The following is a 24,641-nucleotide window of genomic DNA, read 5'->3' as shown; positions in this document are numbered from 1 at the left end:
TTTTATTCGCCTTCGTTTAAAAGCCCACTTTCATAGAGAAAAATCGAAGGCGAATAATTCACATTTTTAACCATATCTCTACTTGCAAAAGACAGAATCAGATTCTCTTTTGCCCTTGTAATAGCGACATAAAACAATCTTCTCTCTTCTTCTAAACTTCCGCTTTTAGTGATAAGTTTGCGATTAGGAAATCGTCCGTCCATCAAATCCACGATATAAACACTTTTAAACTCCAAGCCCTTACTTGCATGCACACTCAATAGATTGACTCCACTTCCTTCGCTTGCCTCGTTTGAGCCCAAAATCATCGCATTGAGAAATTTTCCTAAATCATCGTAATTTCTCGATAAATCATATAATAATGAGGCTTTACGCTTGATGCTTTCCTGTGCATTTTCAAACAATTGGCTATCTACTTCGCCATCTTTGCGCCTTGCTCTTTGTGTAGCAAGAGTAAAGCAAATATTTTTAAAAAAACTACTTTGCATTATATGTGTGATAAGATTCTTTGGAGAACGCACAGAAGGCACATGATAAATCATTTCAAAAAAATCATTCAAGAAAACTGCCCCATCTTTATGAATCTTAGGGTGAGCAAGTATTGGGTGAGAAGCAAAAATATCAGACACAAAGGTATCAAAACGCGCTTGAGATTCTAAAATAAAAAAATCATCAAACAAACCTAATTGTGTGTTTTTTGCCTTTTTCTCATAAGCGGTAATATCTGGATTAGGAGCAAACATTCCTTTTTTGCAATCCCCATCTCCTAAACGAAATAATGCTTCATAAATCTCCTTTGCAATAGAATTGCCTATACCCTTACCATAACTCAAAGTATGGATATAAGCCATCATATCGCGCGGATTATAAACAAGAGAGCAAATATCAAGCATCAAGCGCACTTCTTTTGCATCAAAAAAACTCATACTTCCCTTGCGCTTTGAGGGGATCTTCAATTCTCTTAAACTTGCCTCAATCCCATCGGCACTTGAATTATTGCGAAAAATGATTGCGACTTCTTCATAAGGTAATTGACTTGATGCGATATGCCTTGCAATGCCTTGATATTGCAAAAACAGCTCATCGTATTGAATCAATTTAGGAGGAGAAAAATCTCCCTGCTTAATTACCTCAAGATTCTTAGGATAAATGCGTTCATTTTTTTCAATAATTTTATTAGCGAGATTCAGAATATGCGCGCTTGAGCGATAATTTTTGCTCAATGTAAAAACTCGAGAATCTGCATATTTGTTCGTAAAATTACTGATGATGCGAATATCTGCACCATTAAAGGCATAAATACTTTGATCGTAATCTCCCACACAAAAAAGACTGGGCGCATGCAAGGCATCAAGGATAGAATCTTGCAAGGGATTTGTATCTTGATATTCATCACACAAAACCTCTTTAAACAAAGGCTTTTCAAGCTTTTCAATGGATTGGCGATAAAGCAGTAACAAATCATTGTAATCAGCATAATGATGCAATGCTTTAAGAGCTTTAAATTCTTCTATCACATCTTCATAAATTGCACTATGAGATTCTTGTTGTGGGTATTTTTCTGTAATCCATGTGCCAAAAGAACAATGCGCAGCGGAATTAACAAATAAAGAATACAAATCATAAAGATATTGTGCAGAATAAGGTGCATTAGAACCACTAAGATTAAAGATGCGTTTTTCATACAGACTTTTAAAAAGTATATGTAATTCTTTGGGTTGCTTAAGATGAATGGTGGAATGCTTTTGCAAATATCGATATGCCACAGCGTGAAAAGTCCCCGCCTCAATATTTTTTGCCAAAGATTCACCAAAGATTTTCCCCACACGCGCAATCATTTCATTGCTTGCTTTATTAGTAAAAGTCAATAATAAAATATCACTTGGCACAAAGCCATTACGAAGAAGGTGGGCGATACGTCCGACAATCGTAGAAGTCTTGCCCGTCCCAGCAGAAGCTATGATGAGATTATGCCCACTTGGGGCACTTGCCGCATTCGCTTGTTCTTGGTTGAGATTGGAGAGCGGCATAACTTAGCAGTAAATAAAAATTATGCTTTCAATGTCTCAAGCACTTCTTTAGATAAAAACTCTCTAATGGGTTGCACTTTGCTAAATTGTGGATATTCAGCTACAGGAAGTGTGGTAACTTGCAAGGCTGAAGCATTGGCAGGATTAAACACAAAAGGTGCTAGTAGATTTACAATTGAATTTTCGATAGGTTTTTGCACAACTACTACACAATAAACTTCTACTTTGTCGCCTCTTTTTTCGTCCAAATCAAGCAATCTTTCATCTGCAGTCGGAATAGTAAAGGCATAATCACAAAGTGAAAAAGGATTGACGAGGTTAATCTCAAAACCATTTTTGCCATCTAAACTCTTAATTTTACTAAAAGTTTCATCGATTTTCTCTAGTTCGATCTTCGTAACATCTTCAAAACCCAAAATTGGCATTTTTAATTCGTAAGTCATTACTTACCTCCATTTTATTTTTAGCATTTTGATATTATAATACATTTCTAAAGCAAAATAAATACCATAAAGGCATTTTCATGAATGAGTGTGCAAAAGAAAACACAAAAAAGAGCTACAATCACAATATCATAGAATCAAAATTCTATGACATCTGTGAAAAACGCGGTTATTTTGAAATCGAGGGTAATCAAGCCCTTTGGCGAGACAATCAAACATTCTGTATCATGATGCCTCCACCCAATGTTACAGGTGTGCTACACATTGGGCATGCTCTTACTTTTAGTTTGCAAGACATTATCACTCGATATAAGCGTATGAATGGTTACAAAACACTTTATCAGCCCGGTTTGGATCATGCAGGGATTGCCACACAAAATGTCGTAGAAAAACAGCTCCTTGCACAAGGAATCAAAAAAGAAGACTTAGGCAGGGAGCAATTTTTACAAAAAGTATGGGCGTGGAAAGAACAAAGTGGCGGACAAATCCTGCAACAAATGCGTCATCTTGGTATTACTCCTGCTTGGTCAAGGCTGCGATTCACTATGGACAAAGGTTTGCAAAATGCTGTCAAAAAAGCATTTGTGCAATGGTATAATCAAGGGCTTATCGTGCAAGATTATTATATGGTCAATTGGTGCACACACGATGGCGCACTTTCAGACATTGAAGTAGAATACGAAGAAAATCAAGGCAAACTCTATCATTTGCGCTACCCAATCAAAGATTCTAATGAATGTGTGATTGTAGCGACTACACGCCCAGAAACATATTTTGGCGACACTGCCGTGATGATACACCCCGAAGATTCTCGCTACACACATCTTATAGGCAAAAGTGTCATCTTGCCTTTGCTTAATCGCGAGATTCCCATCATCGCAGATTCTCATGTGGATAAAGAATTTGGCACAGGTTGCGTGAAAGTAACACCTGCACACGATATGAATGACTATGAAGTTGGCAAACGACATCAGCTTCCTTTTATTACAATTTTTGATGAAAAAGGGATTCTCAACGAATATGCAGGAGAATTTAAGGGTTATGAGCGTTTGGAAGCGCGCGAACTCATTGTAAAAAAATTACAAAAAGAGGGATTTGTCGAAAAAATTGAAGACTATACCAACCAAGTAGGCAAATGTTATCGTTGCGGTAATGTCGTTGAGCCTTATATCTCCAAACAATGGTTTGTCAAAAAAGAAGTCGCTCAAAATGCAATCAAGCGCGTTAATGAGGGTGAGACGAGATTCTATCCCGCTCAATGGCTCAATAACTATAATGCGTGGATGCGAGAACTCAAAGATTGGTGTATCTCACGACAACTTTGGTGGGGACACAGAATCCCAGTGTGGTATTGTGAATGTGGAGAAAAAATCGCAAGTGAAAAAGACTTCCCCTCTTGCCCAAAATGCCATAAAGAGATACAAAAACAAGATGAAGATGTGCTTGATACTTGGTTTAGCTCTGGGCTTTGGGCTTTTAGCACTCTAGGTTGGGGTAATGAAGGTGAAACATCTGCATTTTATCGCTCCGATGATGTGAAAGATTTTTACCCCAATACGCTCCTCATCACAGGCTTTGACATTTTATTTTTCTGGGTAGCGCGTATGCTTTTAAGTGGAGAATCGCTTTTGCACGAACTTCCCTTTAAACATATTTATCTCCATGCTTTAGTGCGAGACGAAAAAGGGCAAAAGATGAGTAAAAGCAAGGGGAATGTGATTGATCCGCTTGAGATGATTAAGCAGTATGGTGCAGATGCGTTGCGCTTTACTCTTGCGATTCTGTGTGCGCAAGGTCGTGATGTCAAACTCTCCTCTCAACAACTTGAAATCTCCAAAAACTTCACCAACAAACTCTATAATGCCGCATCGTTTTTGATGCTCTACTTTGAGCAGCTTAACCAAACGCCACAAAAAGGATTTAAGAATCTTGAGGATATTTCATTCCAAACGCCACTAGGAAAATATATGTTACTTCGTTTTAATCAAGCTACTAATGAAGTGCATCAGGCTATCAACCATTATCGATTTAATGACGGGGCAAGTATTCTTTATCGCTTCTTATGGGGAGAATTTTGCGATTGGGGTATCGAATTAGCCAAAGCAAGCAAAGATTCTATCTTTGAGCTGGGGGCAATATTTAAAGCATCAATGAAGCTTTTACACCCCTATATGCCTTTTATCACAGACGCATTATGGCATCAGCTTGATGGCACAGAGATTGAAGAAAGCGATTCTATTATGATTATGCCCTATCCACAAGCACAGACAATAGAATCTCATAAAATCGAACAAGATTTTATCATTATTCAAGATGCGATTGTCTCTCTGCGCCGCCTTAAAGCAACTTTGGAGCTAGGAAATGCACCTATTCAAAAAGCTTTTGTTAAGCTTAATGATTCTGTATCTAGCGAGCTTTTAGAACAATTCGTATGCAAACTTGCTAAAATTGAGAATCTCCAAATCATACAAAATAAACCTCAAAATTGCGTGTGCGATGTAGGTGAATACACAGAGAGTTACATTCAGCTTGAAGGCATTGACTTGAGTGCTATCATCTCACGACTAAATGCTCAAAGCCAAAAACTTCAAAAAGAAATTGCAAAACTTCAAGGAATGCTTAACAATGAAAATTTTGTCAAAAATGCGCCCAAAGCAGTATTAGAACAGAATCAAAACGCCCTTCAATCTGCCCAAAGCAAATTTGATAAGATTCAACTTGAGCTTTCAGTGCTTAGCCCCAAAGAATCATAAAGGAGTAGTAATGAAAAAATTTTTGATATGCTGCATTGCAGTATGGTTATGTATAGGATGTAGCGAAAAACAGCAAAGCAAAGAAAGCAAATATCTTGCGCTTGTTGCAGCAGTAGAAAGCTTAGAAAAAGGTAATTCTACCACCAACATTACATCAAGACTTGATGACGCTCAAGCATTAATACTTCGCTCAAAATTTTCAGGTTACAAGCTTATCAGCCCTCAAGAATTAAATAAAAATAATGATGAATTTGTGATTATTGCTTCACTTCCTCGTGGTATCTACAATCTAGGATTAATCCCTCATGCTAAATTTTTTGAATTTGCTCAAAGCCCATCTCTTAATGAAGATGGCAGTGATTGGAATTGGTCAGCTGATGGCTTAGAAAGAAACCAAGAAGATTTTTTAAGCCTCTTAGGTGAAAACAAGCAGGCAAAAATTGTTTTTTACGATAATGGTGATGACATTTTATCGCCTGTAGGAAGTGCTCATTTAGGCTTAATTTGGGCAAAACATTTAGGATATGAGAATCTGTATCGACTTATTGGTGGATTTGGTGCTTGGAAAGATAGCGGACTTCCTACAACGACAGAAGTCCCAGAATGTTGCCAAATGTAATAAAAGACAGAGCTTACTTGCGAAGCTCTTTGATTCTTGCGGCTTTACCTCTTCGATTTCTCAAATAATAAAGCTTTGCGCGTCTTACGCGTCCGATACGCAAAACCTCAATGCTATCAAGACTCGCACTATAAAGAGGGAAAGTTTTTTCTACACCGATATTGTTTGCACCCATTTTGCGCACGGTAAATGTCTTATCCACACCATTGCCATGAATGGCAATACACACACCTTCATAGTGTTGGATACGACTCTTGTCTCCTTCTTGAATCTTAATACCCAATCGCACAGTATCCCCAGCTTTAAAATTAGGAACTTTCTTGTCTCCAATTTGCTTTTGATGAAAGCTTTGAATATATCGATTTCTCATTTTTTGCCCTTTTCTTTGATCTTTTGTTGATGAACGATTGTGCGATATTTTTGATACAAATCTGGTCTAAAATATTTTGTCTTACAAATCGCCAAACATTTTTTTAAGTCGGCAATTTTACTATGATTTCCCTTTGAATACTCTGAAGGTGGAGTAAAAAATATAGTATTTTTACTAGAAATTTTAGCAAAATTAGGTGCTTCGAGTAAAAAATCCTCAAAGCTTTCTTGTTTCAAAGAATCTTCGTTTCCAAGCACACCCTTAATCTGTCGCGCAATACTATCGCACATCATAAGCGCAGGGAGCTCTCCACCTGTAACAATAAAATCTCCCACGCTCATCACCTCATCGCCAAAGCACTCAATCACTCGTTCATCAAAACCCTCATAGCGTCCGCAAACGAATGCTATGCGTGATTTCTTGCTTAATCTCAATGCGTCATCATTATTAAAAGGTTTGCCACAAGGACTTAAAAAAATAATATGAGTATCTTTTACATCTTGCAATGCTCTGCCTAGCACATCAGCTTTTATGACTTGCCCTGCACCACCGCTTATTGGTGGCTCATCAGTTTTTTTATATTTATCATACGCATAATCACGAATATTAAGAATCTCAAAATCAATCAATCCTTTTTCCAAAGCGCGTTTAAGGATAGAATCAGAAAAATAAGATTCTATAAGTTGGGGGAAAAGTGTCAAAAAACAAAATTTCAAGCTAACTCATTTCAAGCAAAGACTTTGCATTACGCGTATATATGCCTTGTGGCGAAAGCTCAATGATATATTGATCAATATTGGGAATCAAAAAACTTCGTGGCATTCCTTGTTCAATCAATGCTTGATGTGTATCAATAATCAGATAATCCAACGCCCCTATACGCTCAATTTGACAAACAATGCCTAGATTCTCGCCTTCTTCTTGCACATTCACGCCAATAATCTCTTCCCATAAATATTCATTTTCACGAAGTTTGCACATTTGTCTGCTTTCTTCTAAAGTCGAATACAAATCCACATTTACAAGCTTTGCTGCAGATTCTCGTGAAGTAAAACCCTCAAAAATAACAAGCTTTTTTGTTGCGTCATAATGTTGGATTCTCAATTCTTTAACAAAAGAAGATTTGGTATGGAACAAAGCTTGTGGCACAAAGATATAAGGAAAATCACTCATAATATGAAGCTTCAAACCTCCACGAATACCAACCAAACGACCGATTCTAGCAACTTGTAAAAGCTTGAGAGATGAATGATGAGGAATGGGCATCTTTTAGATTTTAATGAGCTTGAACGATAATTTTGTAATTTCTGCCATCTTTGGCTTTAGTGCCAGAAATAAATGTCTTGAGAGAACCAACCATTTTGCCATCGCGTCCGATCAATCGCCCTACATCTTCCGCATCAGCAAATATAGTAATTTCTCGGGTATCGTCTTCTAAATCTTGTGTTTGAATATCTATCGCTTCAGGTCGAATAACGATTTTTTTGACGTATTCTTTAATAAAATCTTCAACCATCATATCCTGCTTTACTTTGGATTATTTTGATGTTAATTTTGCAACCCGTTCGCTCATTTTTGCACCTACGCTTTTCCAATATTCAAGTCTTTGAGCATCAAATTTAATCGTAGCAGGCTCTGTAAGAGGATTGTAAAAACCAATAGATTCTATCCAACCGCCATCTCTTCTCTTGCGTGAATCTGTTACTACAATGCGATAAAAAGGTTTTTTCTTGCGTCCCATTTTTGTTAATCGTATCACTGTTGCCATTTTAATTCTCCTTAAAACATCTAGCTTTTAAAGCGTGTATTATAATGGATTTTTCTTAAAACATCATTATTTTGGTATTTTAAGATGATTCATCATACTCATTAAATCCTGCATTCCCCCCTTTTGGGAAATTTTCTTCGCAAGCTTAGAGGCTTGAGCAAATTGCTTAATAATACGATTAATATCACTCACTTCCAAGCCGCTTCCTTGCGCGATACGCTTACGCCTAGAGCCATTGAGTATATCTGGATTCTCGCGTTCTTTTTTTGTCATTGAATTGACCATCGCACGAATATTTTTTATCTCACTGGATTGTTCCAAATCCACATTTTTGAGCGCACTTGCCATATTTCCAAGTCCGGGAATCATCGAAGCGATAGAGCTCATAGAGCCTAGCTTTTTCATATTTTCAATTTGTGCGATAAAATCCTCAAAACCAAATTGTCCCTTTTTCAATTTTTTAGCAATATTTTTTGCTTCATCTTGATCCATTACGCTTGCTGTTTTCTCTGCAAGAGAAGCAATATCCCCCGCACCCATAAGTCTCCCGACAATCCTATCGGGCAAGAAAATATCAAAATCAGCGACCTTTTCGCCACTCCCAATAAATTTCAATGGCACACCGATTTGATACGCAATCGATAAGGCAATACCACCCTTACTATCACTATCAAACTTTGAGAGAATCACACCATCAATACCGATTTTATCATTAAAATGCCCTGCGGTTTTGATACCATCTTGCCCACTTAGAGAATCTGCCACATACAAACATTCATAAGCATTTACACTTTTTTTAATCTCCAAAAGCTCATTCATTAGCACTTCATCAATCGCTAACCGCCCTGCACTATCAATAATCATCACATCATAATGTGCATCTGTCGCTTTTTTCTTCGCATCTATGGCAACTTGTATAGCATTTTCAGGCTTTGAGGCTTGACTAGGAGTAAAAATATCGACTTCTATACTCTCTGCGAGCTGGGTGAGCTGCTCAATAGCTGCAAGTCGGTGTAAATCACAAGCAACAAGCAAAACCTTTTTCCCTCTTTGTTTCAAATATAATGCGAGCTTGGCACTTGAAGTCGTTTTACCGCTTCCTTGCAAACCCATCATCAGAATCACGCTAGGTGGCGTAGGCGAAAAGCTAATCCCATAACTTTTAGAAGACTGGAGGATATTGGTTAAAGAATCCTTTAAAGCCTGCATAAAATTTTGCTTGCCAATGCCTTTAAGTTTTGTTTGAGTCTGCACTTCTTGCACAATATCTTTAGTCGCTTTATGATAAACATCATTTCTTAAAAGCGTCTTCTTGAGCTCATCACACGCTCTTTGTAAAGACTTTTCGTCATCAGCAAATCGAATCTTATTAACAATACCCTTAAATGAATGTGTCAAAGTGTCAAACACAATAACTCCTTTTTGATTCTCTTAAATAATTTTATGTTGTTTTGACAAAAATTGTATAAAAAAATCACTTTCATTATGCTTTTATTTATTTCTCTCGTATATATTTCAAGCGCAATTTGCTTAAAAATTTTAATTAATTAAAAATTCTATAAAAAAGGTTTATTTGTATGATAAGTTTTGAACAAGAATTGCGTGATAAACATCTCAAAATCACGCCTCAAAGAATGGTAATGCTTCGCCAAATTAGCGATAATGGGCATATGAGTATTGAGGAATTGCACGAACAAATCAAGTCTATCTATCCCTCTATCTCACTTGCTACAATTTACAAAAATATCAATGCTTTATGTGAAGCTAATATCTTGCGAGAGATTAAAGCCCCCACACAAAAGCAAAAATACGAGCTTAGCAGCGACAGACATATCCATGTCGCTTGTGAAAAATGCGGCAAACTGGAAGATATTAAAATCGACACAAGTTCATTGCAAAATGGCTGTGCGAATCTAAGCGGTTATCAAATCTATGATGTATCCGCAGTATTTATTGGCGTTTGCCCAGAATGCAAGGCAAAAAGTAGTGCTTGTTAAGCACATTACAGAGAGCTTTTCGGAGGGCTAATCCCACCGAATGAGCATTTATTCTTTAGAAAATAACATTTTCACAATACCGCACAAAGAGATTCTCTTTTCACTTAAACCCTCAGATACAAGATACCTAAACCATTAAAATGACAATATCAAAAATAAACTTTATGCAAGCCCTATAATTGCTGCACGCTAAAACTGACCATTCGATAATTCATCGTCATTTGATTAAGCCCTAGCATAATACACTCTACACATCGTTGATAGAATCCACTAATATCATCACGAGGAATATGCAACGCACACACCATTAGCGAATGCAAAATATGCGAGATACTGCCTTCAAAAAGCACACCCACGAAAGGATTCTGCGAAGATTGCTTAAGGCTTATTTTATGGATTAAATCAATTCGCTCAAACAATGCTCTTTTCCCACCAACAGGAGAGCTTAAAGCCCGAATAATTTGCTCTTTAAATGCAAGAATCTCACTTAAATACGCGTCTTTAGGATAATACGCAAACACAGATTCTTTATCCGCATTCATACAACTTTTAAGCTCTTTGACAAACTTCTGTTTATCGACTTCACGCAAATCAAATGCACTAGGCTTTACTGCCTTGCTCCCTTGTATATACGCACCATCACCAAGATTAATCACAAGATGAGGTTTAAAGACATTGATTGCCCGAGACATCATTGCGCTTGAAAGTGAAAAAAGCGCGTCAGCATACACCTCATAATCCCCATTTCCTTGCACCTTATAAGCATTTTTAGGAATCTCACTATCTTCTTCTCCATAAAATGATCCCTTAGCATGCTTTGTTTTCCCTTTGATATAGCCACAATCTAACCCACAAACAATAACTTCTTCGCTTAATAAACACGCCAAAGCAAAGCCTGCATTCCCCACATAAGGAGCGGCAAATTCAATCACGCTTGAAGGTTTTCCAAAATACGAACTCGCGCTCCCGCCTCTCATAAAGATATAAGCTTCCTTGCTAATCTCTATAGCATTAGGCTGCACCATATTACCACACAAAAGCGTAGTATCACCCAAAGGTGCAGATTCTAAAACATCTTTAAGATAATCAATCCGTTCGATTTCAATATGAAAATCTGGCTCAATACCTGCATTTTTCAAAGGCTTTAGTGCCGTGCCACAGCTCAAGACAATCATATTATCAAGATTAGCCTTGATAAAAGGTAATAACGCATCAAGACTCGCACCATTTCCCACGACACAAACAGGAATATTAACGCGTTTAGGTTGGTGCAAGATGGGATACTTGAGCCGATGCGCATCATTGCCAAGATTTGCAAAAGTATTTTTCACACCAATCATTTCATCATCAAAGCTCCCCCAACCCCGCGCATTAATCGCATAAGATTCTGCAATATGTTCCCGCACACGATCAATTTTGGGGCTGTCATAAAGCTGCAATTCTAATCGTAAAAAGTTATTCGTGATTTTTTTGTGAGTAAAATAATTTTGCACCAATTCTTTGTGCAATAAATCTTTCACAAAAATATAGCATGAATGCTCGGAGACTTGCTCAAACAGCTTAGGATAATTCACAAAATAAAGCGAAATACGAAACAAATCCAACTCTTGCTCAAAAAGCAAAAGAGAGTGAAAAAAATATCCCTCTTCAAGTAAAAATTCCAAAAACATACCGCCCAAAAGCCCAAAAAGTGTCATATTAGGCAAAAAATGCTGGGGCAGATGAAAACGATTCTGTCCGCCATATTCTTGCATCATAATATCAATCATTTCATTACAAATTTTGGCAGTGTAGGGAATTTTTTGTTCATCAAGCTTTTGAAGTGCTAGATGATTGGTGTGAAGCGTATAAAGCTGATTATTGAGCGGATTTTGAGCAAGTTGGATATTTTGCTCAATCATTTGATGATGCCCATTGATAATAGGATAGACAAAGCTGTGATTGCATATATCAATGATATTAAGATTCTCACCTTCAAGGTAAAGATTATATTGTGTAGGAGGATTCTTAAGCTCTTCAAAAAGTTTTGGATTAAGTGATGCAAAAAAGCTCATATTCAAAGCATAATTTCGCGCACTCCAAGAATCCAAAAGATGAAGCTGTCGCGAATGGATAATCTCTAAAAGGCTAATATCACTCACAAAACTTCCGCTCGTCCGTTTTTCATTACGACAATATCTTCAATGCGCACACCAAAGGCGTTAGGCAAATAAATACCGGGTTCGACTGAAAACACCATACCATCTTGCACGATTTCATCACTTATGCGCGAAATACGCGGTAATTCATGTATATCAAGCCCTACCCCATGTCCTGTGCTGTGGATAAAATATTTTCCATAGCCATTTTTTTCGATGACTTCTCGCGCTAGAGAATCTATTTGTTTCCCACTCATTCCACTACGCGCATTTTTGATGACATTTTCTTGTGCTTTTCGGACAATATCATAAATCTGCATGCGTTGCTTGTCTTTAAACTTTTGATCTTTACTAAAGTTTATTTCACTTTTTATCAAAGCTGTGCGTGTCATATCCGAACAATAGCGTTTGTATTTGATTCCTGCATCAAAAAGTAGCAAATCATTCTTATACAATCTACACTTGATTGATGGCAATGCGTGAGGCTTAGCAGCATTCGCATTAATGCCGACAATAGGCTCAAAACTCAAGGCATATTTTCCTTTGTAGGTCAAGTGTTTAATCGCTTCATAATGCAATTCTTGCTCATTAGGAGCATCTTTTAATGCTTTTTCAAGATATTTGGCAAAATTTTTAAAAGCTTTTTTGTTGAGCTTTTGTGATTGACGAATAAGCTCGATTTCTTCTTTTGTCTTAATGATGCGAAGTTTTTGATGAAAATTTGCTTGCGCATCAAGACTACACTTAAATGCCTCTAATCCCGCGTAAAGCTTCTGATAAAAATCAACATTGACTTCTTGTGAATCAAATGCAATTTCTTTAAGCTTAAAACGATTGACGATGCCTTGAATACTTTGGATAAAATCCCTTGATTCGATGACTTCCACACCCGAATAGCTAGATTCTTTTGCCTCTAAAGTATAACGAGAATCTGTGATAAAAAATCTCGCCTCATCTACCCGCACCACAACGGCATTATCACAGCTAAATCCACACTCATAGTATTGAGCACTTTGACTAAAAGTAAGATATGCTTTCATTAAGGTTTGACAGCTTGTTGAGATTGTTGGGCTTGTTGAGCCTTAAGAGCAGCGATTTCACTTGCAATCTGTAAGATTCCCATCAAAGCCAAATGATAGCTAAATGCTCCAAATCCCGTAATAACACCCGCACTTACGGCACCAGTATAGCTATGCGCTCTAAACTTTTCTCGCGCATGAATATTGCTGATATGCACTTCAATCACAGGAACACCGCAGCTCGCAATCGCATCAGCAATAGCAATAGAAGTATGCGAAAATGCGGCGGGATTGATAATAACACCGACATATTCTCCACCGATACATTCTTGAAGTTTATCGATAATCTCTCCCTCAAAATTGCTTTGAAAAAATTCCAATTCAGCATTATTTTGTTGTGCCTGTGCCTGAAGATTCTGATGAATCTGATCAAGCGTAAAATTACCATAAATATGAGGCTCACGATGTCCGAGAATATTAAGATTTGGTCCTTGAATAACTAAGATTTTCATACCACTCCTTTAAACTTAATAGCCTCATATTATAGCCAAAATCATTCATTTAATGCTTAAGATTTTAGAAGCAAATCTAAGGCATTAAAGTTACGCGCCTTCAGGTGGGATAAAAATATCTACCGGTTTTACTTCTCCTTCGTATTTTTTAATATTCACAAGTGCAGTATGGGCAATATTGCCATTAGCAAGCGCAGAAGTAGGTATATCAAGCGTAAGGACATTAGATGAGCCATTCTTACAAGGACTACCAATCTTGCCATGCTCTTGTGGATCATACCATGCGCCTTCACACAAACGCACCACGCCTCTTCTGATAGAATCTGTTACAAAAGCCCCAGCTAAGACTTCTCCTCGCGCATTGCTCACACTCACAACATCACCCGTCTTAATACCTTTTTCTTGTGCGTCTTTGGCATTAATCCAAATAGGCTCTTTATCAGCAATTGCATATTCCTTGCGCAAAGAGGTATTGGCGAGTTGAGAATGCAGCCGATATGCAGGGTGAGAAGTGATAAGAGCAAATTCTGCAGGTTTGTTCTCCATACCTAGCCATTCGATAGGTTCAAGCCAAGTAGGGTGTGCAGGGCAATCTTTATAATTGTATTTTTCAATAGTATGAGAGTAAATTTCAATCAAACCAGAATCTGTGCCGAGCGGATTTAAAATCGGATCTTCTCTAAAATCCCCATAGCGCACAAATTCTTCAGATTCTGAAGGGATTTCAAACTTCAGCGGTGCATTTGCCTTCCAAAAACTCTCAAAATCCGGTAATTCAAGCATCAACCCTTGAGATTGGCTAAGGGCTTGATTATAAAACTCTTTCAGCCACTGCATTTCATTTTTGCCCTCACTGAATCTGTCATAGACATTAAAAGCCTTTGCTAAATCACAAAAAACTTGATAATCATCAACAGCTTCAAATTGCTTTTCTACAAGCTGTTTCATAGGCACAATATGCAGATTCGAATAATCCCCACTCATAGAAATATCATTGCGTTCATAACTTGTCGTAATAGGCATCACGATGTCAGCATAACGCGCAGTAGGCGTCCAATAAATCTCATTGACAACAATTGTGCGGGGCTTTTGCCATGCCTTAAGAAAAGTATTTGTATCTTGATGATGCACAATCGGATTGCCACCTACCCAATAAATGAAATCAATATCTGTATAGGTAATTTTTTTACCATTATGATCGATTGTTTTACCCGGGTGTAATAGTGCATCAGCAATACGAGCTAAGGGGAAGTTATTATCACTTCCTTGCATCAACCACTCTGCTCCTCCATTGCTCACATTGCCTAGATTCATACCTCCGACCACAGGAGCAGTCGCTGTAGGCGAGCCGCCATTGCTATAATGATAGCTTAGCCCAAATCCGCCACCGGGTAGCCCAATCTGTCCTATCATACAAGCAAGCGTTACCAAACTCCAATGAGCCTGCTCACCATGATGAGCCCTTTGCATACCCCAACCAGACATTAACATCGTGCGATTTCCAACAAAAAGTTCTGCTAAAGATTCTATCTTTGCCTTTGAAATACCACAAATATGACTTGCCCATAGAGAATCTTTCACTACGCCATCGCTTTCTCCTAGCAAATAAGCCTTAAAACGTTCAAAGCCTTGCGTGTAATTTTCTATAAAATCTTTATCGTATTGATTATTTTTAAGCATGGTGTGCATAATACCAAGCATCAATGCCACATCTGTATTAGGCAAAGGAGCAATCCACTCTGCACCCAAATAATCACAAGTCATATTTCGCACTGGATCAATACTGATAATTTTCTTGCCAGATTCTTTAAGTTTCTTGAAAAAATCAAGCCCCGTGCCTTCATTAAGCGTCCAAGCATTGCGCAATGTTACCATTGGATCAGCACCCCAAATGACTACTACCTGTGTATGATCTAATACTGAAGGAAAAGAAGTTTGTTGTTCATACACTTCAATACTTCCCACGACATAAGGCATAATCACCTGTGAAGCACCCGTAGAATAATCCCCTGTTACACCCACATAACCGCCAGCCATTCCCATGAATCGCTGCAATAAGATTCTCGCATTGTGAAGATTCCCGCTACTTTTCCAACCATAAGAACCCGCAAATACGCCCTCTTTACCCTTTTGTTTGTAAGTCTTTTTCAATTCCTTAGCAATCAATGCAATTGCATCATCATAACTCACCCTTACCCATTCATCATCGCCCCGCAATTCGGGTTTTGGATTATCAGGATTCTCAAGGTATGATTTTCTAACCATAGGATACTTTATGCGTGTGGGTGAATACACCAAATCCGGAATCGTGCTGTGCAAAGGATTAGGCATTGCATTATCAAGCGCATTAGTGCTTGAGACGATTTTCCCTTCTTTAATTGTCGCTTTTAATACTCCCCAATGAGCCCCTGTGATAACCTCTCCATCAAGCACAAGATTCTCGCTAAAACTCTTGACACCAGATTCTATGGCTGTCTTTTTACTTTGATTATCACAGCCCACAAAAGGCACAAGGGCAAATATCGCTAAACCTTTCCCCATTGCTTGAAGCACTTGTCGTCTATTGATTGGATTCATTATTTCTCCTTTATTTTTCTTTAGGCATATCTTTAGCATTTTTTTGTAGGTATTGAGAAAGTAAATACTCTTGATCACTATCAAGCCCTACGCGACTTTTCATTGATTTGACCACACTTGGCCACGCATTTGCGCTAAATTCCTTTGGTGGGTGCAAAGCATGGCAAATTGAGCAATTTGCAAAAAGCTCTTGCGCTTCCTGATAAAGTGGCTCAACCTTATCGACCAAATCCACATTATCACTCCACAAATCCACACTTGCAAGATTCCATTCTTGTTTGCTCTCACTCTCTTTAAAAGATTCTATACGATTAAAGACCACTCCAGAATTTTTAGAGAATCCAGCGTTGAGAATCCGCCGATTGGGTGCGTAATACAATGCGACTTGCGCGTCTGCTTGCGTGTAACCCTTGATACGCAAAAGCACTTTGTTGTTTTTTTGTTCTAATACTTCTACCTTAGCGGTGGGTAAAAGCCTCCCCACGACCTTATCATCGCCTTCTTTGTAAAGCGATTTGACCTTAGAAGCATATTTGATTTCCCCTCCTTGTGCATACACAAATGCTATTGCTGTCAGCACAACGAGTTTAATAAGCATTTTCATTGATCCTCCTTAAAGCAATCTTTAAGCAGAATAAAACCAATTTGATTAAAATCAAATTAAAATGCGTTATTTTTCTTTATATAAAAATTAATATAAACATATTAGTATATGGGGATTTTTAGACTATAAAGCGTTATTATCTTGTGGATTTTGTTGTGTGTCTGGTGAGTCTTCTTGAGTTGATTGACTATCTGTCTCTTCATCTTGAGAATCTTCGTTTTCAGACATATCTTGAGGTTCTTGCACATCTTGTGCGATGTCTTCATCATCAGACTTTTCTTGATTGGGCAAAGGAGCAGACGAAGCTGCAGAATCTTCAAGACGATTAGGCTCTACGGCGCGAAGTGCAGAAGTGATTGTCGCAGCTTTTTGATCGTCCATTTTGCCTAAAATTTTTGTTATATCTTTTACTTCCATTTTTGAAAGAATATCCACAGCTTCAGATTCAGGCATACCCGCCAAAATAGCCGCAGCCTTAGCCTCTTTCATTCCTTGATAAGCCTTAATAATCTTATCATCTTTGACTTCTTTGATTTGCGCGAGAATCTCCTCATTTTGCGCAATCAGATTCAAAATTGCTTGTTCTTTTTCTTCTAGGGCTTGAGTGTTTTGTTTATTTTTTTCGTCAATATCAGCTTGAGCTTTCTCTTGTTCTTGAGCAAAAACAAGAATCTTTTGATCAATCTCTGCTTCTTTTGCTTGCAATTGTCTTTGTTTCTCATCAAGAAGAACTTGTGTAGCATTTTGCAGCACTTGTAAAGCCTGCTGACGCTCATCAATCTCATCAAGCTGGGCTTTTATCTCATCTTTGCGCGTTTCAAAAATAATACTACAATCCAACAAATGAGAATCTACCCCCCACAAAAAGCTTGTTACGCCAATAAGTAGAATGATTTTTTTCATACAATCCCTCCTAGCGTATTGTTATAAAGCATCGTAGCAATCTCATCACTTTCTATTTTTTCACGATATTTAAGCTCTTTGATCACTTCATCTTGCACTTTTTTATCAAGGAATTTGATTTTTTCATACTCAATATTTAAGTGCTTATATCGCTCTTGTAAAGCACTCTTCGTGTTTTGCAAGTCTTGAAGCTCTTGCATCGCAATCTCAATTTCATACAAAATCGCCCTTTTGGATATTTCAAACGCTTGAAAACAATCAAAAGAACCATTTTGTGGGATTTGTAACTTTTCAAATGATTGATTCAAATGTGCAATTTGGCTGTGTTTATCGGCAATTCTGTTTTCATTTTGCATAATTTCACGCTCACATTTTTGCATATCTTTTTTACGCAAATCCACAATCGCACTGAATTTTGTTTTCATCGTTTTTACCGCATGATTATGTCATCTCGTTGTGGGCTTGTCGAAATCATTGAGATTTTCACTTTAGTTATCTCTTCAAGAGCCTTAATATAATCTTGCGCTTTTGAAGGCAATGAGTCAAAACTCCTCACACCGCAAGTTTTCTCCCAGCCCTCAAATTCTTGATAAATAGGCTTGACATTGTTATAATCTGTAGGGATATAATCAATCCTTTTACCTTCATATTCATACGCTACACAGACTTTCACGCGCTCCAATCCATCAAGCACATCAAGTTTCATAATACTTAGGCTATCACAACCATTTAATCCACACGCATACTTCACTGCCACAGAATCAAACCACCCGCATCTCCTTGCTCTGCCTGTAGTTGTGCCAAATTCTCCGCCTTTTTGTCGTAGCCATTCGCCTACTTCTCCCTCTTCTTCTGTAGGAAACACACCATTACCCACGCGTGTGCAATAGGCTTTCGCCACGCCAATAATATTCTTCAAGCTCTTAGGGCTAAGTCCGCTCCCACTGCACGCACCTGCGGCAATCGTTGTAGAGCTTGTTACAAAAGGATAAGTGCCGTGATCCACATCAAGCATACTGCCCTGCGCACCCTCACACAATATTTTTTCTCCCTTTTCTTGTGCTTTCCATAGAATCTGCGTGCTGTCTGCAATAAAAGGCATAATAGAAGGGCGCACAGATTCTATTTTTTGCATAATAGAATCCACACTTGGCAATTCTATCCCATAGAGTTTTTCAACATAGCCAAGCTCTTGTAAGATATGTGCGATTTTTGTCTTCATGACCTCAAGATTTTTTAAATCCATTACTCTAATGCCATTGCGCAAAATCTTATCCCCATAGCAAGGACCTATCCCTTTGCCTGTCGTGCCAATAGCTCGTTGTTTGTTTTTTTCTTTGGCTTGATCAAGTAGAATATGATAAGGCAAAATAAGGTGAGCTTTATCACTCACAAACAATCGCCCTTGCAGATTCTCAAATGATTGCATCTCTTCAGCTAATGCCCAAGGATCGATCACTACACCATTACCGATAATATTTTTACAATGTGGGTATAAAATCCCTGATGGTAAAAGATGCAAAGCGACTTTTCGCGAACCTACAACAATCGTATGCCCCGCATTATGCCCACCTTGATAACGCACTACATAGTCATATTGTCCAGCTAGGGAATCTACGACCTTGCCTTTGCCCTCATCGCCCCATTGTATTCCGACAATCAAGTCTGCCATATTTCCTCCCTACTTTATTGAAATATTATTTAACAACAAATACTCTACGACCTCATCGGTGTAAATCGCAAACCCACATGAAGACTGCTTACCGATGCTGTATTTTCCACCCTGCAATAAAGTCGCATTATTGATAAACATTTTAAAAAACAAATCACCATAATACGAGTTGGGTGCGCAAGCTAAAGGTGAAAATAAGGTATTTTCATACTCACAATAACTTGCACATTCCAACAAACGCTCTAGCTCATTTTTTAAAAATGCAGGAGCTTTTTTGATCGCCTCTTTGAGCTCATCTTTACTGCTCACACGCACAAGTTGTGCGATATAGCTATCCATTTGCAAAAGCTCTTCAATCTTGAGTGCGGCAAAAGATTCTATATCCACGCCACTATGTTTAGCACACAAAAGAGGGATCTTCATATTAGAGATTTGCAGAAATGGTTTGAGCTTTAGTGCCGTCATAATACTCGCGCCCAAGCACATTACGGGCGAAAGACTATCACTCCCTAAATGTTCCGCACCAATTTGGTGAATCTCTGTTGTCGGATAGCTAAATACAGGCTGGACATAAAACCACTTTTTGTGCTCACTGCTATGTGCAATGCGTTTTGTGATAATACGCATTGCATCAAAAGTCGTGTCATAGCGCAATCCAATTTGGTGATTACTCTCTCCGCTTAAACGCAAAAGCTGACGATTAGAAAAATCCTCTTGATGCTCCAAAAAGGTAAAAATTGGCGTTACAATTTCTTTATAGTCATTTTGATAGAGGTATTCCACAGCCAACGATTCTATATCGCGTTTTAACTTCGCTGATGTGTCAAAATAAAGTTTGCTTCCTTGTGGTAATTCATGTTCTAGAATCAATGTCATATCCTGCTTTATAATATTAATAATATAAAAAAGCATTTATTATAACATAAATTCGTTTTAATCACATTTGCAAAGCACTTGTTTTAAAATGATACACTCTTGCTTTTAAAAATTCATTATTTAAAGGAATCTATTGAAAGTCGGATTATTAATGAGCGGTGGGGTAGATAGCTCTTATTGCGCATATTTATTACAATCTCAAGGTTACGAAGTGCAAGGATTCTATCTGAAGCTTCATAATAAGGAAAAAAAGCATCAAATCTATATCCAAAATTGCCACGATGTCGCAAAACATTTAGGAATCGCTTTTGAAGTCATTGACGCACAAAAAGAATTTCATCAAGAAGTGTATCAAAATTTTATCCAAGCTTACAAAGAAGGGCAGACACCCAACCCTTGCGCAATTTGCAATCCTTTGATTAAATTTGGCTTAGGACTTCAAAAGGCGCGAGAATACGGCTGTGAGCGCATCGCTACAGGGCATTATGCACGGATTAAAGAAATTTATGGCATCAAGCGCATTGCCAAAGCAATCGATGAGCGCAAAGACCAAAGCTATTTCCTTTATGCGCTCTCTCAAGATGCGATTGATTCTATCATTTTCCCACTAGGTGAGCTAATCAAAGAAGATATTAAAAAAACCGCCCTTACATTGCTGCCATTTTTAGGGACACTACAAACCTATAAAGAATCACAAGAAATTTGCTTCGTAGAAAATAGTTACATTGATATTTTAAAGCAATACGAACAAGTCGATAATGAGGGTATTGTGCGTAATAGCAAAGGAGAAATCATAGGCAAACATAAAGGCTATATGCACTATACGATTGGCAAACGCAAAGGATTCAATGTCTTTCATTCACATGAGCCTCACTATGTCAAACAAATCAATCCCCAAATCAATGAAATTATCGTAGGGAATAAAGAAGAATTAGCAGTTTCTTCAGTCAGAGCGTTAAACAAAAGTTTGCCCAAACAATTTAGCCAAAAAACCTATGATGTCAAAGTGCGCTATCGCAGTGTGCCTACAAAGGCTGAAATCACTATTGATGGAGACTATATTAACGCTACTCTTTTGCAACCCGCCTATGGTGTCGCAAAAGGACAAGCTTTAGTCGTTTATGAAGGAGATTGTGTATTAGGCGGTGGGGTGATTGTCTGATTAATGCTTACAAGAATCTTTAAGTGATTTTATTACTTTAAGATTCTTAAAACTCTTTTTACACTTTTTATCAGCTAGAGCGTCCCAATAAACAATGTATTGATTCATAGATTTTTCGCGCCACAGAAGCATTATTTAACACATACAAATGAATCCCATCAACGCCCCTTGTAAGCAAATCCACGATTTGATCCACTGCGTAAGCCGTGCCTGCTTCACACATCATTTTAGGCTTATCGGCATATTTTTGCAAGATTCTCTCAAATTTTGGAGGGATTTTTGACCCACACATTGCTGTGATTTTACGCGCTTGAGCAACATTGATAATCGGCATAATACCCGCGTGTATAGGGACATTGATACCTACTAAAGCGCATTTTTCTTTAAACGCATAAAAATCATCATTATCCAAAAATAATTGTGTAAAAAGTCGGCTCACTCCCGCATCGACTTTGATTTTTAAAGCTTTCATATCGCTTACCCAATCAAGTGCTTGGCTGTGTTTTTCAGGATAACATGCCCCATATATCTCAAATTTAAAGGCTTTGTGAGATTCTATAAAACGCACCAAATCACTCGCATAAGTAAAGTCCTTGCTCACAGGTGCATTTTCCACTTTATCCCCACGCAAGGCTAAAATATCTTTCACGCCTATTTTTGTGCAAGAATCTAAAAAATCCAAAACTTCCTCTTGGCTTTTATGAATACAAGGAAGATGCACAATAGCTTTAATGTGATAATGATTCTGAATGAGCGAGACAATTTCAAGCGTTTTATCACTATTTTTTGAACCGCCCGCGCCATAAGTAACATTAATAAAATCCGGCTGGAGATGGCTTAAATCCTCTAAAACTTCATAAATTTTACGAGAATCATCTGTATTTCTTGGAGGAAAAACCTCCAATGAAAAACAAGGCTTTGGCTCACTCATCGCCACTCCTCTCTTATCTCCTTTGTCGCTTGAATCAAGTGTTTGAGGCTCTCTACCACTTCGGGATTATTGCGCGTTTTAAGCCCACAATCAGGATTCACCCACACTTGCTCTTTGGGGAGCTTGGAGAGTATTGCTTTAAGCGTGGTTTTGATTTCTTCGACTTTGGGGACACGAGGCGAATGTATATCATACACGCCCGGTCCGACTTCTGTTTGAAAATGATTTGCGACAAGCGCATCAAGCAATTCAAGATTCGAGCGTGAAGCCTCAAATGAAATCACATCAGCGTCCATCGCATCGATTTCTTTAATAATATCATTGAATTCACTATAGCACATATGTGTATGAATCTGTGTTTGTGGCTTGACATCTTTATGCACGAGATTGAAAGCAGGGATTGCCCAGCTCAAATATTGTGTGTGCCAATCACCCTTTCTCAAAGGCAATTTCTCACGCAAAGCTGCTTCATCAATTTGAATCACCTTGATGCCTTTTGATTCTAAATCCAACACTTCTTGCGCAATTGCAAAAGCAATTTGCAAGGCAGAATCTTTGAGACTAATATCCTCTCGCGGGAATGACCAGTTGAGAATCGTAACCGGACCAGTGAGCATTCCCTTCATTGGTTTTGAAGTGAGACTTTGCGCATAGGTTGTATAAGGTGCGGTGATAGGCTGCTTCCAGCTCACATCTCCCCAAACAACAGGAGGTTTTACACAACGCGTGCCGTATGATTGCACCCAACCATTTTGTGTAAAAATAAAGCCCTCTAAGCTTTCACCAAAATATTCCACCATATCATTACGCTCAAACTCTCCATGCACAAGCACATCAAATCCTAAATCCTCTTGTAGCTTTACACATTCTTTAATCTTGGCTTGATTAAATGCAGTGTATTCTTCAAGACTAATCTTACCTTGTTTGAACGCAAGTCGATTTGCTCGCACATCACTTGTTTGAGGGAAAGAGCCAATCGTTGTAGTTGGCAACAAAGGCAGATTCAGTGCTTGTTTCTGCACACTTTGACGCTCTTTAAAGCTTGGCAAGCGTTTGATATTGCCCAAATCAAGTTGCGCGATTTTTTTATTAAGCTCATCATTGCGAGATTCTAAACGATGCGCGTGCAAAGTCGTATTAGATTCTAAAAGCTTGTGAGTGCTATTACCTGTATCAATGATTTCTCGCAATTCATTGAGTTCTTGGAGTTTTTCTTGTGCGAAAGCAAGATGCTGCAAAGTCTTTGCAGGAAGTTTGGTTTCATTTTGCAAAGTATAAGGCACATGTAAAAGCGAACAGCTCGTATTAAGCACGATGCGCTGTGTGATTTTTTGTAATTCTGTGATGACCTTGAGGCTTTTTGCGTATTGATTTTTGTAGATATTTTTACCATTTACAATCCCTGCAAAAAGGATTTTATTTGTATCAAAGCCATATTTTTGCACCAAATCCAAGCTTTGGATTCCCTCGACAAAATCAAGTCCGATAGCATCGACATCAAAGCCCAATACTTGCTCATAACAATCACGAATATCGCCAAAATATGTTTGGAGTAACACTTTTAAGCCATTTTTATGCGCCAATAATGCACCATACAATCGCCCTAAAAGCTCTTTATCATGAGAATCTAAATCACACACCAAAGCTGGCTCATCAAACTGAATCCACTCTACACCAATGTCTTTCAATCTACCTAACAACGCAAGATAAGCCTTTAGCAAAGATTCACAAGCCACATTGAAATCTTTGTCATTACTAAAAGAAATAAGCTTAAGCAGTGTGAAAATCCCTACAATCACGACCTTTGGACGATAACCCAAAGCCTTTGCCTCAAGAAATTCATTAAAGATTTTCTCCCCTACAAGGGCTATCTTACTTGCATCTTCACACTCTGGCACTAAATAATGATAATTGGTGTTGAACCACTTTTTCATTGCGAGAGCTTTTACATCGCCCTTATCGCCTTGATAACCTCGCGCCAACGCAAAATACTCATCAAGAGAATCTAATCCCAAATCTTTATATCGTTTTGGCACAATATTAAACAATACCGCTGCATCAAGGATATTGTCATAAAACGAAAAATCATTGCAACTTAAAAAATCAATCTTATTCTTTGCCTGCTCACTCCAATGCACTTGACGCAAATCTTTTGCTAGATTCAACAATTCAGCTTGAGAAATCTCACCCTTAAAATATTTTTCAATCCCAAATTTTAGTTCGCGCTTTGCACCGATTCTCGGATAGGAAATAGTAGAAACCTGCAT

At 38.1% G+C, this 24,641-nt stretch carries 23 protein-coding genes; 4 read left to right on the top strand and 19 right to left on the bottom strand.

The genetic code is table 11. The features are described from left to right. Nucleotides 1-2: 2 nt before the first annotated feature. Both LS68_RS00300 and fliW read right to left on the bottom strand, forming a co-directional pair. Nucleotides 3-2,030 carry an ATP-dependent helicase gene (locus LS68_RS00300; RefSeq protein ID WP_034369474.1) on the bottom strand — a complete coding sequence of 676 codons (2,028 nt, stop codon included), beginning with the start codon at nucleotides 2,028-2,030 and terminating at the stop codon, nucleotides 3-5. 20 nt (nucleotides 2,031-2,050) lie between these two features. Next, complete coding sequence (fliW, locus tag LS68_RS00295) at nucleotides 2,051-2,473, bottom strand: flagellar assembly protein FliW (protein ID WP_034369478.1); 423 nt, start codon at nucleotides 2,471-2,473, stop codon at nucleotides 2,051-2,053. 80 nt (nucleotides 2,474-2,553) lie between these two features. Between fliW and LS68_RS00290 the strand changes: the two genes are divergently transcribed. Both LS68_RS00290 and LS68_RS00285 read left to right on the top strand, forming a co-directional pair. Next, nucleotides 2,554-5,226, top strand: coding sequence for a valine--tRNA ligase (locus tag LS68_RS00290; RefSeq protein ID WP_034369480.1), 2,673 nt, complete (start codon nucleotides 2,554-2,556; stop codon nucleotides 5,224-5,226). A 10-nt stretch (nucleotides 5,227-5,236) separates the two neighbouring features. After that, nucleotides 5,237-5,845: a rhodanese-like domain-containing protein gene (locus LS68_RS00285; protein WP_034369482.1), complete on the top strand. Its 609-nt coding sequence runs from the start codon at nucleotides 5,237-5,239 to the stop codon at nucleotides 5,843-5,845. Nucleotides 5,846-5,858: 13 nt separating this feature from the next. Here the strand turns inward: LS68_RS00285 and rplS are convergent, their stop codons facing one another. The 6 genes from rplS to ffh form a co-directional block, all read right to left on the bottom strand. Next, the gene (gene rplS / locus LS68_RS00280) at nucleotides 5,859-6,215 is read right to left on the bottom strand and encodes a 50S ribosomal protein L19 (RefSeq protein WP_034369485.1); all 357 of its coding nucleotides are present in this window, start codon (nucleotides 6,213-6,215) and stop codon (nucleotides 5,859-5,861) included. Continuing rightward, a complete protein-coding gene (gene trmD / locus LS68_RS00275) occupies nucleotides 6,212-6,931 on the bottom strand; it encodes a tRNA (guanosine(37)-N1)-methyltransferase TrmD (RefSeq protein WP_034369487.1) in 720 nt (239 codons plus the stop codon). Before trmD ends, rplS begins: the two co-directional genes overlap by 4 nt. A 1-nt stretch (nucleotide 6,932) precedes the next feature. Further along, nucleotides 6,933-7,481: a ribosome maturation factor RimM gene (gene rimM, locus LS68_RS00270; RefSeq protein ID WP_034369491.1), complete on the bottom strand. Its 549-nt coding sequence runs from the start codon at nucleotides 7,479-7,481 to the stop codon at nucleotides 6,933-6,935. Between the two features lie 10 nt (nucleotides 7,482-7,491). Beyond that, entirely contained in the window at nucleotides 7,492-7,731 is a 240-nt protein-coding gene (locus tag LS68_RS00265) for a KH domain-containing protein (RefSeq protein WP_034369493.1), read from the bottom strand. Nucleotides 7,732-7,752: 21 nt separating this feature from the next. Continuing rightward, nucleotides 7,753-7,983, bottom strand: coding sequence for a 30S ribosomal protein S16 (rpsP, locus tag LS68_RS00260; protein WP_034369496.1), 231 nt, complete (start codon nucleotides 7,981-7,983; stop codon nucleotides 7,753-7,755). Between the two features lie 66 nt (nucleotides 7,984-8,049). Next, nucleotides 8,050-9,393 (bottom strand): signal recognition particle protein, encoded by a 1,344-nt coding sequence (ffh, locus tag LS68_RS00255; RefSeq protein ID WP_034369499.1) that lies wholly within the window; start codon nucleotides 9,391-9,393, stop codon nucleotides 8,050-8,052. 167 nt (nucleotides 9,394-9,560) lie between these two features. Here ffh and LS68_RS00250 point away from each other — a divergent pair, with 167 nt between their 5' ends. Then, nucleotides 9,561-9,980: a Fur family transcriptional regulator gene (locus LS68_RS00250; protein WP_034369502.1), complete on the top strand. Its 420-nt coding sequence runs from the start codon at nucleotides 9,561-9,563 to the stop codon at nucleotides 9,978-9,980. A 173-nt stretch (nucleotides 9,981-10,153) separates the two neighbouring features. Here the strand turns inward: LS68_RS00250 and LS68_RS00245 are convergent, their stop codons facing one another. From LS68_RS00245 to LS68_RS00205, 9 genes are all read right to left on the bottom strand, one after another. Further along, nucleotides 10,154-12,121, bottom strand: coding sequence for a 6-hydroxymethylpterin diphosphokinase MptE-like protein (locus LS68_RS00245; protein ID WP_052100130.1), 1,968 nt, complete (start codon nucleotides 12,119-12,121; stop codon nucleotides 10,154-10,156). Then, nucleotides 12,118-13,158: a M24 family metallopeptidase gene (locus LS68_RS00240; RefSeq protein WP_034369504.1), complete on the bottom strand. Its 1,041-nt coding sequence runs from the start codon at nucleotides 13,156-13,158 to the stop codon at nucleotides 12,118-12,120. The genes LS68_RS00245 and LS68_RS00240 overlap by 4 nt, the downstream gene beginning before the upstream one ends. After that, nucleotides 13,158-13,649, bottom strand: a complete 492-nt coding sequence (aroQ, locus tag LS68_RS00235; protein WP_034369507.1) for a type II 3-dehydroquinate dehydratase — start codon at nucleotides 13,647-13,649, stop codon at nucleotides 13,158-13,160. Before aroQ ends, LS68_RS00240 begins: the two co-directional genes overlap by 1 nt. Nucleotides 13,650-13,739: 90 nt before the next feature. Continuing rightward, complete coding sequence (locus LS68_RS00230) at nucleotides 13,740-16,226, bottom strand: molybdopterin guanine dinucleotide-containing S/N-oxide reductase (protein WP_138090695.1); 2,487 nt, start codon at nucleotides 16,224-16,226, stop codon at nucleotides 13,740-13,742. A 10-nt stretch (nucleotides 16,227-16,236) separates the two neighbouring features. Further along, complete coding sequence (locus tag LS68_RS00225; protein WP_034369511.1) at nucleotides 16,237-16,830, bottom strand: heme-binding protein; 594 nt, start codon at nucleotides 16,828-16,830, stop codon at nucleotides 16,237-16,239. A gap of 123 nt (nucleotides 16,831-16,953) precedes the next feature. Then, nucleotides 16,954-17,733, bottom strand: coding sequence for a pdp protein (locus tag LS68_RS00220; protein ID WP_034369514.1), 780 nt, complete (start codon nucleotides 17,731-17,733; stop codon nucleotides 16,954-16,956). Continuing rightward, nucleotides 17,730-18,158 (bottom strand): flagellar export protein FliJ, encoded by a 429-nt coding sequence (locus LS68_RS00215; protein ID WP_034369517.1) that lies wholly within the window; start codon nucleotides 18,156-18,158, stop codon nucleotides 17,730-17,732. The genes LS68_RS00220 and LS68_RS00215 overlap by 4 nt, the downstream gene beginning before the upstream one ends. A 5-nt stretch (nucleotides 18,159-18,163) precedes the next feature. Continuing rightward, nucleotides 18,164-19,405, bottom strand: a complete 1,242-nt coding sequence (locus LS68_RS00210; protein ID WP_034369520.1) for an adenylosuccinate synthase — start codon at nucleotides 19,403-19,405, stop codon at nucleotides 18,164-18,166. 9 nt (nucleotides 19,406-19,414) lie between these two features. Continuing rightward, nucleotides 19,415-20,281: an ATP phosphoribosyltransferase regulatory subunit gene (locus tag LS68_RS00205; protein WP_241993628.1), complete on the bottom strand. Its 867-nt coding sequence runs from the start codon at nucleotides 20,279-20,281 to the stop codon at nucleotides 19,415-19,417. 133 nt (nucleotides 20,282-20,414) lie between these two features. Here LS68_RS00205 and mnmA point away from each other — a divergent pair, with 133 nt between their 5' ends. Beyond that, nucleotides 20,415-21,443 (top strand): tRNA 2-thiouridine(34) synthase MnmA, encoded by a 1,029-nt coding sequence (mnmA, locus tag LS68_RS00200; RefSeq protein WP_241993627.1) that lies wholly within the window; start codon nucleotides 20,415-20,417, stop codon nucleotides 21,441-21,443. Between the two features lie 70 nt (nucleotides 21,444-21,513). Here mnmA and metF read toward each other — a convergent pair whose 3' ends face one another. Then, nucleotides 21,514-22,374, bottom strand: a complete 861-nt coding sequence (gene metF / locus LS68_RS00195) for a methylenetetrahydrofolate reductase [NAD(P)H] (RefSeq protein ID WP_034369522.1) — start codon at nucleotides 22,372-22,374, stop codon at nucleotides 21,514-21,516. After that, on the bottom strand, nucleotides 22,371-24,641 hold the full coding sequence (gene metE / locus LS68_RS00190; protein WP_034369524.1) for a 5-methyltetrahydropteroyltriglutamate--homocysteine S-methyltransferase: 2,271 nt from the start codon (nucleotides 24,639-24,641) through the stop codon (nucleotides 22,371-22,373). The genes metF and metE overlap by 4 nt, the downstream gene beginning before the upstream one ends.

The sequence above is a fragment of the Helicobacter sp. MIT 05-5293 genome (assembly GCF_000765665.2).
Classification (GTDB): Bacteria; Campylobacterota; Campylobacteria; order Campylobacterales; family Helicobacteraceae; genus Helicobacter_C.
The sequence above is the reverse complement of the archived record's forward strand: the minus strand, read 5'-3'. Positions and strand labels throughout refer to the sequence as shown.